Annotated in this window: 19 protein-coding genes, 2 tRNA genes and 1 pseudogene; 9 read left to right on the plus strand and 13 right to left on the minus strand. The window is 49.0% G+C overall.

Features of this window, described 5'->3' with window-relative positions; all coding sequences use genetic code 11:
- The 7 genes and pseudogenes from H6G45_RS05645 to H6G45_RS05675 form a co-directional block, all read right to left on the minus strand.
- Positions 1–362: pseudogene (locus H6G45_RS05645) on the minus strand (photosystem II q(b) protein); the annotation flags it as partial.
- 522 nt (positions 363–884) lie between these two features.
- Positions 885–1484: a Sua5/YciO/YrdC/YwlC family protein gene (locus H6G45_RS05650; RefSeq protein ID WP_190597573.1), complete on the minus strand. Its 600-nt coding sequence runs from the start codon at positions 1482–1484 to the stop codon at positions 885–887.
- A 58-nt stretch (positions 1485–1542) separates the two neighbouring features.
- Complete coding sequence (locus H6G45_RS05655; RefSeq protein WP_199309602.1) at positions 1543–2268, minus strand: TPM domain-containing protein; 726 nt, start codon at positions 2266–2268, stop codon at positions 1543–1545.
- A gap of 266 nt (positions 2269–2534) precedes the next feature.
- Positions 2535–2747: a glycogen debranching protein gene (locus H6G45_RS05660; protein WP_190597433.1), complete on the minus strand. Its 213-nt coding sequence runs from the start codon at positions 2745–2747 to the stop codon at positions 2535–2537.
- A 57-nt stretch (positions 2748–2804) separates the two neighbouring features.
- Positions 2805–3326 (minus strand): hypothetical protein, encoded by a 522-nt coding sequence (locus H6G45_RS05665; protein ID WP_190597435.1) that lies wholly within the window; start codon positions 3324–3326, stop codon positions 2805–2807.
- A 42-nt stretch (positions 3327–3368) separates the two neighbouring features.
- Positions 3369–3833, minus strand: coding sequence for a universal stress protein (locus tag H6G45_RS05670; protein WP_190597437.1), 465 nt, complete (start codon positions 3831–3833; stop codon positions 3369–3371).
- 252 nt (positions 3834–4085) lie between these two features.
- Positions 4086–4159, minus strand: a tRNA-Arg gene (locus H6G45_RS05675).
- Between the two features lie 130 nt (positions 4160–4289).
- Between H6G45_RS05675 and petG the strand changes: the two genes are divergently transcribed.
- Positions 4290–4406 (plus strand): cytochrome b6-f complex subunit V, encoded by a 117-nt coding sequence (gene petG, locus H6G45_RS05680; protein ID WP_190597440.1) that lies wholly within the window; start codon positions 4290–4292, stop codon positions 4404–4406.
- Between the two features lie 173 nt (positions 4407–4579).
- Here petG and H6G45_RS05685 read toward each other — a convergent pair whose 3' ends face one another.
- The gene (locus H6G45_RS05685; protein ID WP_190597442.1) at positions 4580–5344 is read right to left on the minus strand and encodes a metallophosphoesterase family protein; all 765 of its coding nucleotides are present in this window, start codon (positions 5342–5344) and stop codon (positions 4580–4582) included.
- A gap of 235 nt (positions 5345–5579) precedes the next feature.
- Entirely contained in the window at positions 5580–6095 is a 516-nt protein-coding gene (locus tag H6G45_RS05690; protein WP_190597444.1) for a ComEA family DNA-binding protein, read from the minus strand.
- 131 nt (positions 6096–6226) lie between these two features.
- Here H6G45_RS05690 and H6G45_RS05695 point away from each other — a divergent pair, with 131 nt between their 5' ends.
- From H6G45_RS05695 to H6G45_RS05725, 7 genes are all read left to right on the plus strand, one after another.
- Positions 6227–6853, plus strand: a complete 627-nt coding sequence (locus tag H6G45_RS05695) for a precorrin-8X methylmutase (protein ID WP_190597445.1) — start codon at positions 6227–6229, stop codon at positions 6851–6853.
- Between the two features lie 32 nt (positions 6854–6885).
- A complete protein-coding gene (locus tag H6G45_RS05700) occupies positions 6886–7335 on the plus strand; it encodes an EVE domain-containing protein (protein WP_190597447.1) in 450 nt (149 codons plus the stop codon).
- A gap of 55 nt (positions 7336–7390) precedes the next feature.
- Complete coding sequence (gene rpmH / locus H6G45_RS05705) at positions 7391–7528, plus strand: 50S ribosomal protein L34 (protein ID WP_010872863.1); 138 nt, start codon at positions 7391–7393, stop codon at positions 7526–7528.
- A 9-nt stretch (positions 7529–7537) separates the two neighbouring features.
- Complete coding sequence (gene rnpA / locus H6G45_RS05710) at positions 7538–7912, plus strand: ribonuclease P protein component (RefSeq protein ID WP_190597449.1); 375 nt, start codon at positions 7538–7540, stop codon at positions 7910–7912.
- Positions 7884–8279 (plus strand): PH domain-containing protein, encoded by a 396-nt coding sequence (locus H6G45_RS05715; protein ID WP_190597451.1) that lies wholly within the window; start codon positions 7884–7886, stop codon positions 8277–8279. The genes rnpA and H6G45_RS05715 overlap by 29 nt, the downstream gene beginning before the upstream one ends.
- A gap of 100 nt (positions 8280–8379) precedes the next feature.
- Positions 8380–9534 carry a membrane protein insertase YidC gene (yidC, locus tag H6G45_RS05720; protein WP_190597453.1) on the plus strand — a complete coding sequence of 385 codons (1155 nt, stop codon included), beginning with the start codon at positions 8380–8382 and terminating at the stop codon, positions 9532–9534.
- Positions 9535–9622: 88 nt separating this feature from the next.
- Positions 9623–10117, plus strand: a complete 495-nt coding sequence (locus tag H6G45_RS05725) for a protein jag (RefSeq protein ID WP_190597455.1) — start codon at positions 9623–9625, stop codon at positions 10115–10117.
- A 62-nt stretch (positions 10118–10179) separates the two neighbouring features.
- Here the strand turns inward: H6G45_RS05725 and H6G45_RS19490 are convergent, their stop codons facing one another.
- The 4 genes from H6G45_RS19490 to H6G45_RS05740 all read right to left on the minus strand — a co-directional run bounded on the left by H6G45_RS19490 (position 10180) and on the right by H6G45_RS05740 (position 12547).
- Complete coding sequence (locus H6G45_RS19490; protein WP_347338250.1) at positions 10180–10680, minus strand: tetratricopeptide repeat protein; 501 nt, start codon at positions 10678–10680, stop codon at positions 10180–10182.
- Positions 10681–10730: 50 nt separating this feature from the next.
- Positions 10731–11117, minus strand: coding sequence for a J domain-containing protein (locus tag H6G45_RS19495; protein WP_242018069.1), 387 nt, complete (start codon positions 11115–11117; stop codon positions 10731–10733).
- A gap of 128 nt (positions 11118–11245) precedes the next feature.
- The gene (locus H6G45_RS05735; protein WP_190597457.1) at positions 11246–12109 is read right to left on the minus strand and encodes an inositol monophosphatase family protein; all 864 of its coding nucleotides are present in this window, start codon (positions 12107–12109) and stop codon (positions 11246–11248) included.
- Between the two features lie 69 nt (positions 12110–12178).
- Positions 12179–12547 (minus strand): 2Fe-2S iron-sulfur cluster-binding protein, encoded by a 369-nt coding sequence (locus tag H6G45_RS05740; RefSeq protein WP_190597459.1) that lies wholly within the window; start codon positions 12545–12547, stop codon positions 12179–12181.
- A 71-nt stretch (positions 12548–12618) separates the two neighbouring features.
- Here H6G45_RS05740 and H6G45_RS05745 point away from each other — a divergent pair.
- A tRNA-Ser gene (locus H6G45_RS05745) sits at positions 12619–12705 on the plus strand.
- Positions 12706–12740 lie beyond the last annotated feature (35 nt).

Below are 12740 nucleotides of genomic sequence, written 5' to 3' on the forward strand. Positions count from 1 at the left end.
ATGAGGAAGTGGAATACTACCAACTGGTAAGGACCACCGTTGTACAACCACTCATCTAAGGAAGCAGCTTCCCAGATGGGGTAGAAGTGAAGACCAATGGCGTTGGAAGAAGGCACAACAGCACCAGAGATGATGTTGTTACCGTAGAGTAAAGAACCAGCAACGGGCTCACGGATACCGTCGATGTCGACGGGGGGAGCTGCGATGAAGGCAATGATGAAGCAGGTGGTGGCAGTTAAGAGGGTGGGGATCATCAAAGTACCGAACCAACCGACATAAATCCGGTTGTTGGTAGATGTCACCCACTGACAAAACTGTTCCCACAAGGAAGCGCTTTCGCGCTGTTGGAGAGTCGTTGTCATTTGGTTATAATTCCTTATGTATTTGTCAAGGTTCTAGAAATTCAGCTGCATTCAAGCTCAGAAATATCTTTGCTTGGGAGCCGGTTTTGTATGTATGTAGCTAATATAACAAGATTGTAACAATTTGTAAATAGCTTGCCGCAACAAATTTGTCTAGTGGATGGTTGTTAGGGGTTGCCGATCGCCATTGGCCGGGCAGGATCAACCCTTGTCTAGACTGGTATTGACGTAGTTGAGCATAGGGCGTTGTACATTTTGTTAAATGTTTTGTAACAAAATCCCAGCGTGCAGCAGTGGAGGGTACTTTGGGCAGATTGTTACACTCAAGTTTACTGACTGTGTTGGAATTCTCATTTTTCCCGTCTGTTGTCGTAATTTCCCATCAGATTTATTCGAGACAGGGCAAATGCAATGTCACGGCAATCTACCATTTTCCAAACCGAAACTGAGCTTGAAAAACAACTGACACCGTTGGGGCTCCGGCCGGTATTCAATATGAATTAGCGGGAGGCTGAAAAGTTGTTAATCCTGCAACACAACTTCCCCCTGGCGCAGGGTTTGAAAGACTTCCTTTGCTCCATCCCATTGGGCAACGGTGGACGGAAGACCGTTACCAATTGGTCCCTGTCGCTCCAAAGCAAGGCAATCTAAACAATGCACAGAAGGGAAAGTTTTGGCAATGTCGGCCAACTTTTCCAGGGGGGGCTGTCCCGACAAATTGGCACTGGTGGTGGCCAAGGGCCCTGTTTGCAGCAAAATTTCCAGGGCGATCGCCTGGTGGGGAATACGAACCCCAATGGTCCGGTCTTGACGGGGATTAATTTCCGGGGGCAACTTCTCACTGGAAGGCAACACCAAGGTCAAGGCACCGGGCCAGTATTTTGCCATTATTGCTTGCCACACCTGCCTTTCCCGCTGACTCCCTGCCAAGTAAGGAAAAATTTGCTCCATGGTTGCCGCCATGAGGATCAATGGTTTATTGGTTTCCCGTTGTTTAAGTTCATAAATTAAACCTGAGTTTTCTGGACGCACCGCCAATGCCGGCACTGTATCCGTGGGAAAACTGACCACCCGATGGGCGATCGCCGCTGAAACTAAATCCGATTGACTGACTAGGGGCACGGTTAAGTCCGACTCATCAAATTCAACATCACTATTGTTACCGGGCAATGTCCATTATTTACCGTCCCGGTAAGCCCACGTACCAGAAGTAAGTCACCATGGGAATTAGGGTTGCCAACGCCAACAGCACCACTACCCAGATGGTGGCACTGGTATCGTCGGTTTCTTCCGCTGTAGTGAAAGTTCCTTCCAAGCTAATTTCTTCTAGGGCTGGGGGGCCAGGATCCGGTTGTCCAGCCAGAATAGCACCCAAACGTTTGTTTGCTTCAATTAACGCTTGGTTATACTTTGCCCCATCTTTGAGGGGGACCGCCAGGGTTTCCCGCAGTAAACTATCGACCATCTCATCGGTTAATAGGGCCTCTGCCTCCTCTCCCCGACGCAAAGCAGTGCTGTTGGTGAGGGTGTCTAGCACTAACAGGGTTTGATTACTCTGGCTGGCTTCATCGGGATACCAACGCTCAAACAGATCATTGACAAAGCCGTCGATGGTAGCATCAAAATCCAAACGACGGATAACCACAAACCGAGCTTCTTGCCCACTGGACTGGGCTAATTTTTTTAGATCGCCATTTATTCTGTTTTCATTGGCCAGGCTGATGGCTTCTGCTTGATCCACCAAAAAAGTCTTAGAGCCAGGGTCCAAAATTGGTAGATCGTAAACGCCAGTGGCCAAGGCTGGGGCTGGACTAAGTCCCAACAGTACTAGGGTTAAAAACAAAAAACTGAGCAAACGTTTACAAACAATACTCAGATTGAAGGGATGGTGAGGGGCGACAGTCATGGGCAATTGCCGGTGAAACTCCACTCTTCAGCTTACCAAAAACAGGTCAAAGGCAAATTTTGACCGGGGCAATAACTATTGCAAAAGGATGAAGCTGTCAGGTCAAGCCCCAGTTACGGTGCTCCTTGATGTATAAAAACCATAGGTTTCTGTATAGTGTTCCCCAACGCCTAAGGCAATATCCATGGGAACACCACAGGATAAACCCCTGGTGACAACAAAAAAATTTAAAGTAGTTCACAAGTTAGAAGAACTAAAAAGTTGGGCTAAAAACTTAACTTAAGGGCGTTGACAGGGACATCATCCCAGGAGCCAACTATGCGGAGTTGTGCTGTCCATCCTTCTGCTTTTTGAGCAGGGGTAAGATTTTCCTGCCAAGAACGATGGCAATCCTGGGCGGCTTCTTCGTCCAAACAAGCAATGCAAGCATAGATAATGCCCGTGGGATCTAGCTGTTCATTGACCCAAATTTTTTCCATGAAGTGTTTTTCCTTGGCTGACAAAGACCACCGACGGTGGCTCTCAACTTAAGACTATCAAAAGTCTTGACTTCTCGACTTTTCGGCGGCGATAACCAAAAGCAAATTTTTTAGCTGGTCTGTGACCGATGCCGCAGTGTAGGGATCATCCGGGTCAGGGGGCTTACCGGGAATTTCAAAATGGGGTCGTTCGCCATAGATTTGTCCCCAGCGAAAATCCGCTTGATGCACAATTTCTCTCAACAGGGCAGAATTCTCCAATACCTGCTCCAGCATGGTGGTCAGCGCCATTAGGGGAAACTCTAAGTGCTTACTAATTAAGGCGTCTGCTTCGTCAATGCGATATTGCAACACCAACAATAATGCCCCCTCGGAATCCTTCAAATGATCGTTGACAAACAATTTCATCTCCGTCTTTCGCTGTATCAATTTAGGTACAGGGGACTCTCCCTTGAGAAAATCTCCCCCTGCCTGGCCAATCACATCTGCCAAGGTTCTTTCCCGACCGGCGATCGCCTCTAGAAAAATTTGTCGGTCTCGGTCTGATGCCGACTCCGGGGGATGGGGTAAATTCGTCATCAAAAAATTAGGGAAATTCAATCGGGGGCAGGGAAAATCTAGCTAATGTTGGACGATCAACACCGAGCATTGCACATGGTGAATGACATAACTACTAACGCTCCCTAAAAATACCTCTGCTAAACCCTTTAGTCCCCGGCGACCGAGCACCACTAAATCCGCATCCCAATTCTTGGCCATGTCACGGATCCAGCGCCCCGGTTCCCCCACTTTCACGTCCCACTCACATTGCACCCCATCTTCCTTTACCTGTTGGGCGATGGATTGCAGCCACTCCTGGGCTTCCGTTTGTCGTTCTTCCAAGTGCTCTTGAATGACCTGGGAAAAACCAATGGCAGCTTCCCCATAAAAGCTGGGGTAAATACTCAAATCTTGACTGTCCACCGGAATACAGTAGAACAGCATTAACTGAGAAGATTCCTTCTGGGCCAGGGCGATCGCCTGCTGTAAAACCTCCTTGGCCAATTCAGAGCGGTCTAAGGCGACTAAAATCCTTCCGTAGCCCATGGTGGAAACTCCTGCCCCATATCTGTGGCCTAGCAAAACACAGGTGCATCAAACTCACCTTCATACTTCTAATTTTAGCTTCTGGGGGTGATGTAATTTTTGGTTCAGCAGTGGGAAATCCTGGGAAATCCACAGTCCACTACATCCTGTCTTCAAACCAGCAAGCTGGACATACCGGAGCTAAATTAATAAAAAACTGGGTCCAACTAGGGGAACCCAGTTCAGCGATAATAATCGGCGTGAAGCCAAAAACGGGCTTGGAGGGACTCGAACCCCCGACCTCGTGGTCCGTAGCCACGCGCTCTAATCCACTAAGCTACAAGCCCTAGCCGTTTACCTGACGATTTATAACACTATCACAACGGTCGAAATTTCCGCAAGCTTTTTGGGTGGGGAGCACTGGGGGAATTTTTGGTAGGATAGCAAAGATAATAAATAACCCTTTGGAGAAAACCTGTGATCGAACCCCTATTGCTCGGCATTGTACTTGGACTGATTCCTGTGACTTTATCGGGGCTGTTTGTGGCGGCTTACCTGCAGTATAAGCGGGGCAACCAGTTCAACTTGGATTAGGGAACTTCCGTCATCGTCTTTTGCTAAAAATAATTACTTTCTGACTTTGCCCAGGATTGGGTGCAGGAAAACCCCAATTTCAGCGGTAGCGAGTTGGGGCTTAATTTTGATCAGCCAAAAATCAAATAATTTTTTGAGTCGACAAGCATCAGAGCAATACTTTTTTGCCTAAGTTACCCCAGCAGGCCTCTTTTTTTACCTTTCTGGCGAGAACGGTGGAAATTCTCGGGGGGTAGGGCAACCACAGCATCTTCCAGGGATAGACGCCGGACTTCGTTGGTGAAAATATGAGCTTGATAAACTTCTTGGTTATTGAGCTCTAGGGCCGTGAGCCAGCCACTTTTGGGGTGATAGGCTCCAGTGTCAATGTCCAACCAACCAGGCCCCGAAACTAACTTGCCTGGTTCCACGTTGGCAAAGGTGAAGGTTATGGTGTGCCCGGTGATGATTAACTTATTGGCAAAATAGGGATAGGGATAGCGATGAAACACTTCGCGAATCCAACAGAACTGGGCTTCTCCCTGCTCTTCAATGGGGAGGCGGGGATCCACCCCAGCATGAACTAACCAAACGTCCCCCAAGTCCAAATAGAGGGGTAAATTACGCATCCAGTCCACATGACTTTGGGGAATCTGGTGATCATAACTTTCCAGGGTTGATTTGCCTCCGCTATAAATCCAAGCGTGGAGCAACTGAGGGGAAAAATTAACGCCCCCCACCGCATCCAACATCATTTGTTCATGGTTACCCAGCAGGCAATGGTATTTGTTGCCCATGACGAAATCCACCACTTTGGCGCTTTCTGGCCCCCGGTCGATCAAGTCACCGACAAAGTAAACCCCATCTTGGTCATTGGGGGCGATCGCCTCGAACAAAGTAGTAAGGGCATCGAAATGGCCGTGGACATCACCAAAGATAAGGCGTCGAGGATTGGGCATGGATCAAGCGAGCCGGGGCAGGGGGAAATTGGCAGGATAGTCTAAAACAATTGCAGATGCAGACACAGATGACTAAAGGTTGGGAAAGAGTCGAGATGGGCAAGGGATAAATGGCTTAACTTGGGTTAACTCCCTAGTCCAATATAGTCCAAGCTCCAGGTAATGGAATTTTTCCCGGCTTGAGGGAGGGATCAGTCCAAAATTTTGACTAGTGTGAGAGTGGATTTTGAACTTTTTAGAACTGTAGATAGTGGAGCAATTGGGTAATCAAGGCCACCGGTAATCCCAAGCGTTTTTGCAAATCTCCCAGGTTACGATATTCTCCCCCTGCCTCCCTTTCTTGCAACAAGGCAGTGGCGATCGCCGGGGATAGGTTGGGTACAGTGAGCAATTGGTTAAGGTCGGCTTGGTTAACGGGAATTTTTGGTGGTGCCAGTAGACTCTCTGGGTCAGCATAGGTAAAGGAAAGTATGGGTTCCCAAGGCTTAATTTGTTGCACAGGGACATTGAGGGCGGCCGCCAAGTCTTCCAGGGCTAAAAATTGCACCCCCATGGTGCTCAACTCTTTCAGTTGTCGGGCTTGATGAATGGATAGCCCCGGCAGGCGCAACCACTCATCCACCGTGGCTTGGTTGACTTCGATCCTTAGCCCCAACTCTCCGGCGATCGCCAATTCTTGCCAAGATTGAAAACGGTAGTAGGGATCGCTTTGCAGACGGTGTTGGAGGGCCCGACGACGAAAATTGACCATGGCCAAAGGGAGGGAAAGTAAACAAATACAATTCTAGTGGGGAAAAATCCTCGCCACCCCACCATCCGGGATTGTAGAAATGGGGGAAGATGGTATGGAGGCATTTCATCCCCTGCACTGGCACAAGCATAATGAATTGGCATATTAGCGACGCCCAAAACCTAGCTACCATCGACTATGAAGTCGAAGACCATGGCCATAGCCCTGCCCAGTATGAAATTCTGCGGCGAGTTATCTACGCCACGGGGGATTTTGAGTACCTTAACCTACTACATTTTTCCCCACGGGTACTGACCATCGGCGCCGCCGCTTTAGCTTCCCGCACCACAATTCTGGTGGATGTGCCCATGGTACAGGTGGGTATTGTGCCCACTTTGCAAAAAACTTTTGCCAACCCTGTTTACTGTGCCACCCAAAGCATCACCAGGCCCCAAAAGGAAAGAACGGAAGAAGCCTGGGGTATATTCAACCTCGCCCACCGTTACCCAGATGGGATTTTTGTGATCGGCCATGGCCAAACCGCCCTAGATGCTCTGATGGAGTTGGTGGCAGCCCAACGCATCCAGCCGGCCTTGGTCATTGCCACCGCCACTAATTTTGGCGATCGCCGGAACGTAGAGTTAAATTTGCAGGAAGCTAATATTCCCCACATCACAGTCCAGGGAAGAAAAGGGGGAGCCGAGGTGGCAGCGGCCATCATCACCGCCCTGGTGGATTTAGCATGGCAAGCCTACGAACAAAGAGCCCACCTTAATTAATCATTCCCAACCTTTCCATATCAAATTCAACTATGGCTTTTTGGCTGATGAAGTCCGAACCGGTCACCTATGGCATTCACCATCTCAAAGCGGAAGGAGAGACCCTCTGGGATGGGGTGAGAAATTACCAAGCCCGCAATTTTTTACAGGCCATGGCCATGGGGGATCAAGCTTTTTTTTACCATTCCAACTGCAAGCCACCGGGTATTGTCGGACTAATGACCATTACCGCCGAGCGAGTGGTGGACCCCACCCAGTTTGACCCTGCCAGCCCATACTTTGACCCCAAAGCTACCCTGGAAAAACCCCGCTGGTTCACCGTCAAAGCCCGTTTTACCAGAGAATTTCCCGAAATGATTACGTTACCGATCCTCAAAGCCCAGTTTAATCCGGAGGAATTAGGAGTCCTAAAAAAAGGTAACCGTCTTTCCGTGCTTCCCGTCCCTCCGGCGATCGCCAATCGAATTTTAGAGTTAGCTTAATCCATGAGCAGTGATACAATTGGAGACTGTGTCTTTTTTTGTGGAGTAACGGGTCATGACTCAACGAACCCTCGGCGGAACCAACCGCAAACAAAAACGTACTTCCGGTTTCCGGGCCAGAATGCGTACCCATAATGGCCGGAAAGTTATCCAGGCCCGCCGGAGCAAAGGTCGTCATCGCTTGGCTGTATAGTTTCCTTCCGTGGGCCTACCCAAAACACTGCGCTTAAAACACTGGCAAGATTTCCAGACCGTTTATCAGCAAGGAAAACGACACCGTCACAGCAATTTACTAATGCGGGTCCTCGGCGATCGCCCAGCCGGCCATAGCCGCTTCGGCATCACCGTCAGCCAAAAAGTTAGTAAAAAAGCCACGGTGAGAAATCGCCTAAAACGTCAAATTCGTGCCGTCATTAACCATTTCCAGCCCCAAATCAAGCCGGGCTTTGATGTGGTAATTATTGTCTTGCCCCAGGGCATTGGGTGCAATTATGAACGTTTTTTGCGAGAATTAGAGCAGTTATTTAGCCAAGCCGGGATTATTGACCATGGGCATTCGAGAAACCACCTACTATGAGGGCGGCCCCCACATCGGGGACTTAATCGTCAATATTTTATTGGGATTCACCGTCATCTTTCTCCCTTTGACCATTGGGGCGATCGTCCGGGCCATCTGGCTCCGTTACAAAATCACCGATCGCCGTATTTCCGTCACCGGCGGTTGGATGGGCAAAGACCGTACTGACATCGTCTACGGAGAAGTGGCCAAAATGATTAAAATGCCCAGGGGCATAGGCATTTGGGGGGATATAGTTGTTACCCTCAATGATCGTTCTCGGCTAGAACTGCGGGCCATGCCCAACTTTCGGGAAGTCTATGACTATATGGCAGAACGGGTCGCCGACAAAACCGGTCGCCCCCTGGAAGCGATCACCCAAAAGTAGGACCAACGGTCATTAATGGTATTAATCAAGCACTGGGGCTATTAAGCACCCCAGTTTCCCCGGCAAACTTGGCAATATTTATCTAGAGAGCTTGTTAGCAATGGATTTTGGTATCGGTTTTATTTCGACAAATATCATGCTGCCAATCCTAGATTTTTTCTTTGGGATTGTACACAGTTATGGTTTTGCTATTATTGCCCTCACACTAGTAATTCGTTTAGCGCTTTATCCCCTCAGTGCTGGCCAGATCCGCAACATGCGAAAAATGCGCATCACCCAGCCTCTGATGAAAGAGCGCCAAGAAGAAATCCAAAAACGCTACAAGGACGATCCAGCCAAACAGCAGGAAGAAATGGCCAAGGTCATGAAGGAGTTTGGCAATCCCTTGGCGGGGTGTCTGCCCCTGCTCCTGCAAATGCCCATCCTGTTCGCCCTCTTTGCTACTCTGCGGGGATCGCCCTTTTCTGATATCAATTACACCGTTGACCTACAGATACTTCCCCAGGAACAGGCAGAACGAATTGTTCCCCAAACATTCTCTACCAAGCCCCAAAATATCTACGTAGACGAAGCTCTCCATTATCCCATTGCTGTTTTCCTGCCCGGTGGCAAAATGGTTGGCGTTGGCGAGAAAACCCAACTAGAAATCCAGAGCACCGCTGGTAAAACCTTTGAACAAGTAATTCCCGAAAAGAATAGTCAGGCTTTAACGCCCAAATACAGCGTTACCAAAGGGGAAGACCGCATTGCTGTCAGCGCCGATGGCACCGTTGAAGCCCTGGTCCCCGGCGATGCCACTGTGCAGGTCACCATTCCCGGTATTGCCGCCCGTACAGGTTTTCTCTTCATCAAAGCCCTGGGCCAAGTGGGGGTAACCGGTGAAAACGGGGAGATCAACTGGGACATCCTTGGCATGATCATCTTCTTTGGTTTTAGTATTTACCTTAACCAGGAGTTATCCGGTGCCTCCGGCGGTGGTGCTGCCAATGGCCAAGCCCAGCAACAACAGACCATCAATAAAATTACCCCCATTTTATTCAGCGGTATGTTTCTTTTCTTTCCCTTGCCGGCGGGGGTTTTGATGTACATTGTCATGGCTAACGTTTTTCAGACGGTACAGACCCTCATTCTGATGCGGGAACCCTTACCCGAAAACCTACAGAAGTTATTGGACGAACAGCAAAAAGCAAGCCAAGGTCGGGAGTCTCTACCTTTTGAGAAGAAGAGTAATAAAAAGAAGGAAAAAACCTCCTAAATTTCTAGGCCACAAGTCTTCACCTTTCCCAGAGAGATGAAGACTTTATTATGATTACGGAAGTTAAATTGAGACCTAAATATTGACGATGGAAAAAATAGTTACCCAAGCCCAGATTTGGCTCGAAGAACTGCTCACACTGATGGGTTTTGCTAGTTCTGTCACCGTAGCAGGGGACAAAGAGAATACTTTAGTCATGGGCCCTTGGTTGGTCATTGAAGAAAAAAACCTATCTTCAAGTCAAATTGAGCAACTACTGGCGGAGAACGGGTTAGCTTTAGATGCTATTCAATATTTACTCAATGCTTCCCTTAGACCTACCGTAGCCGACGGTGGTATAAACTTCACTCCCATCACGGTGGAGTTGGCAGAATTTAGATCCCGTCGTCAGTCAGAGTTAATTTCCTTATCGGAAATGGCGGCCCAACGGGTACGGGAAACCCTTGAGCCAGTGGAAATGGCGGATATGACTGCGGCCGATCGCCGTCAGGTGCATAGCTTTTTTCAGGATTCCCAAGATTTGGAAACAGAGAGCCAGGGCTATGAACCCCACCGCCGTTTAGTGATTCGTCCCCGACGTTAGGGCTTAGAAAGCTCAAAATGTTTCAAATTTCCCGCTGACCACTTAACTGTGGATTGGTTTAACTATTTCTTTTTGCCGCCAAACAAACCGCCAAATAAACCCCCCTGGCTGGATTTTGCTCCTCCTTGACTACTGCCGGCGCTGGTATGCTTAGCCAATTCTTTCTTAGCCGCCGTCACTTTGGGGTCATTGGGGTCGAGCTTCACCGCTGAGCCAATATGGACTTTGGCCATGGTCATCATGTTGTTTTTCAAATAGGCCATGCCTAGCAAACAGTGGGCTTGGGCATTTTTGGGGTCAGTCTTCAGGGCAGATTTCAATTCAGCAATGGCCTTGTCGTACTGCCGACGGTCAAAGTTTTCTTGGGCTCGCCGCAAGCTTTTTTCAAAGGGGGAAAGGTCTTCGACGGGGGAAGGATTAACAGGGGATGGGGTTTCCTGGGGCGATCGCCCTGGCACCACGGGAGGCACCGTTTCCTTGGAAGAAACACTAGTTTGGAACACAGGACGGGCAGAGGCATTTTCCCCCTTGACCATCAAGAAAATGAGATTATATTCGCTCACTTGGGCAATCTTAGGGAAAACCGTTTTAAAGTCTTCGTATAGCCCTTTGCTCAGGGGGGTGCCACCTTGCGGTAAACCAATTCCAAATTTTGTTTTGCTCCCTGGAGTTGTTGGGACTCGGCGCTACTAAAGTTCAGTTGCCCAATGCTGGCCAGATTGCTCGCAGTCTGCTGGAGGATGAGCAGATGTTCTTTGCGGTCATTCTCTCTGCTCAAAATTTCATAGGCAGGGTTAACAAACTTAGAAAAAAGTTTGGCTGCCAAGGCTTGCTCTTCTTCGTTGCTAGCTTTTGATGTGTCGGGGTGGAGTTGAAAAGCAATTTTGAGATAACTTTTACGAATTTCCTGGGGAGTTGCATCCAGAGGACAGCCAAGAATGGCGTGGTGGTCAACTACGTCATAATTAAACAGTCCTTGCTTGATGGGGAACAGGCTCATAAAAATTGCGGTCGGGGGGCATTTCTATCCCTTTTTACTCCATTATTCCTCAGAAAGAGAAAAATACCCGTAAATTGTTAAAAACATTCACCAAAGTCTGGCTTTTGTACCCCCCCAATTTGAGCTAGCTAATCTTTTTGCACTCTAGAGATTGCATAATTTTGAAACCATTGGGGAGTATCGGCCAGGGCCTGGCTCAATTCGTGGTGAATCCGACCATTGGTGGCCAGGATACGACCAGTTTTTAAATCAAGGGGAGAGCCATCATAGCTGGAAATCACGCCCCCAGCTTCTTGGACAATGACAATACCTGCGGTGATGTCCCAAGGATTGATGCCCCGTTCCCAATAGCCGTCCAGCCGACCACAGGCCACATCAGTTAAGTCGATCGCCGCTGAGCCACTGCGCCGCACCCCTTGGGTCAGATGGGTGAGATGGCAAAATTCAGGATAGTTATTGTCTAAGGTTTTAACTCGGTCGTAGGCAAAGCCGGAAACCAAGAGGCTTTTGGCTAGGCTAGTGGTGGTTGAGACTTGGATGGACTGGCGGTTTAATGTGGCCCCCAAACCCGTAGCTGCCCGAAATAATTCCTGGCGAAAGGGATTGTAAATTACCCCCACCGTTGGTATGCCCTGGACTAGTAAACCGATGGATACACAAGAAACGGGATAACTATGGGCAAAGTTAGTGGTGCCATCCAGGGGATCGATCGCCCAGCAGAAAGGATTATCCCCACTCCCCCACTGTCCTGATTCTTCCGCCAAAATGCCGTGGTCTGGGCAGTGACGCTTAATTATGCCTAAAATTATTGCCTCGGCCTGGCGATCGGCTTCCGTGACTAAATCCCCGGCCCGGCCTTTTTCTTCCACCTCTTGTACCTTGCCCCAGAGGGAAAAAATTTCTGCCCCCGCCGCTAGGGCCGCCTCCGTGCCGATTTCAAGCCAAGTTTGTAAGTCAGAGAGGGAAAAGGGGGGGTTTAGGGCAGAAGTCATCACAAAAAGTCTATATTGGTCAAAAAATAGCGTCGCTACCGGCAAAATCAGGTTCTAGTTTTAACCTACCTAATCCTCGTCTAAGGGCAAGCCTAGGCGGACTCGACCAGCCCCAAAGTAGCGGCCAAACTGTAACTCATATACCTCATCCTCATCCTGGGTTTCCACTTCGAGATCCGATTGGGCATAACTAACACAGAGAAGGGCATAACCTTGCCGTTGTAACTCCGGGGACAGCCCCATGGCTTCCGGTTGGTGGATTTGTCCGGAAATGACCCGCACCGCACAGGCCGTACAAGCCCCATTACGACAGGAAAACGGCAATTCAAAACCTTGGTCTTCCGCCTGATGGAGGATGTAACGGTCGTCGGAGACAATTACGCTATAGTCTTTTTCGTTTTGGCGATCGTGGATCAGAACTCGGTGGGAACGGGACATTATGGGCTGGTTTGAATCCAAATTAGGTTTGTGTCTTCCGCTATTGTATAATCATTTCTTGTGACCAAATTGGAGAGGTGGCCGAGCGGTTGAAGGCGCAGCACTGGAAATGCTGTTTGGGGGTAACTTCAACGAGGGTTCGAATCCCTCCCTCTCCGTGAAAAACAACCAAAGCCAGATGGGGAAATGCAGT

It is taken from the genome of Synechocystis sp. FACHB-383 (assembly GCF_014698605.1).
Taxonomy (GTDB): Bacteria; Cyanobacteriota; Cyanobacteriia; order Cyanobacteriales; family Microcystaceae; genus Synechocystis; species Synechocystis salina.

Bases quoted from the DNA above. Each gene is read 5' to 3' on its own strand.
- H6G45_RS05670 (WP_190597437.1), bottom strand. From the start codon at position 3,833: ATGGGCTACGGAAGGATTTTAGTCGCCTTAGACCGCTCTGAATTGGCC.
- rpmH (WP_010872863.1), top strand. From the start codon at position 7,391: ATGACTCAACGAACCCTCGGCGGAACCAACCGCAAACAAAAACGTACT.
- H6G45_RS05715 (WP_190597451.1), top strand. From the start codon at position 7,884: ATGGGCATTCGAGAAACCACCTACTATGAGGGCGGCCCCCACATCGGG.
- H6G45_RS05685 (WP_190597442.1), bottom strand. From the start codon at position 5,344: ATGCCCAATCCTCGACGCCTTATCTTTGGTGATGTCCACGGCCATTTC.
- H6G45_RS19495 (WP_242018069.1), bottom strand. From the start codon at position 11,117: ATGAGCCTGTTCCCCATCAAGCAAGGACTGTTTAATTATGACGTAGTT.
- H6G45_RS05655 (WP_199309602.1), bottom strand. From the start codon at position 2,268: ATGACTGTCGCCCCTCACCATCCCTTCAATCTGAGTATTGTTTGTAAA.
- H6G45_RS05690 (WP_190597444.1), bottom strand. From the start codon at position 6,095: ATGGTCAATTTTCGTCGTCGGGCCCTCCAACACCGTCTGCAAAGCGAT.
- H6G45_RS05700 (WP_190597447.1), top strand. From the start codon at position 6,886: ATGGCTTTTTGGCTGATGAAGTCCGAACCGGTCACCTATGGCATTCAC.
- H6G45_RS05740 (WP_190597459.1), bottom strand. From the start codon at position 12,547: ATGTCCCGTTCCCACCGAGTTCTGATCCACGATCGCCAAAACGAAAAA.
- H6G45_RS05695 (WP_190597445.1), top strand. From the start codon at position 6,227: ATGAATTGGCATATTAGCGACGCCCAAAACCTAGCTACCATCGACTAT.
- yidC (WP_190597453.1), top strand. From the start codon at position 8,380: ATGGATTTTGGTATCGGTTTTATTTCGACAAATATCATGCTGCCAATC.
- H6G45_RS05660 (WP_190597433.1), bottom strand. From the start codon at position 2,747: ATGGAAAAAATTTGGGTCAATGAACAGCTAGATCCCACGGGCATTATC.
- H6G45_RS05725 (WP_190597455.1), top strand. From the start codon at position 9,623: ATGGAAAAAATAGTTACCCAAGCCCAGATTTGGCTCGAAGAACTGCTC.
- H6G45_RS05735 (WP_190597457.1), bottom strand. From the start codon at position 12,109: ATGACTTCTGCCCTAAACCCCCCCTTTTCCCTCTCTGACTTACAAACT.
- H6G45_RS05665 (WP_190597435.1), bottom strand. From the start codon at position 3,326: ATGACGAATTTACCCCATCCCCCGGAGTCGGCATCAGACCGAGACCGA.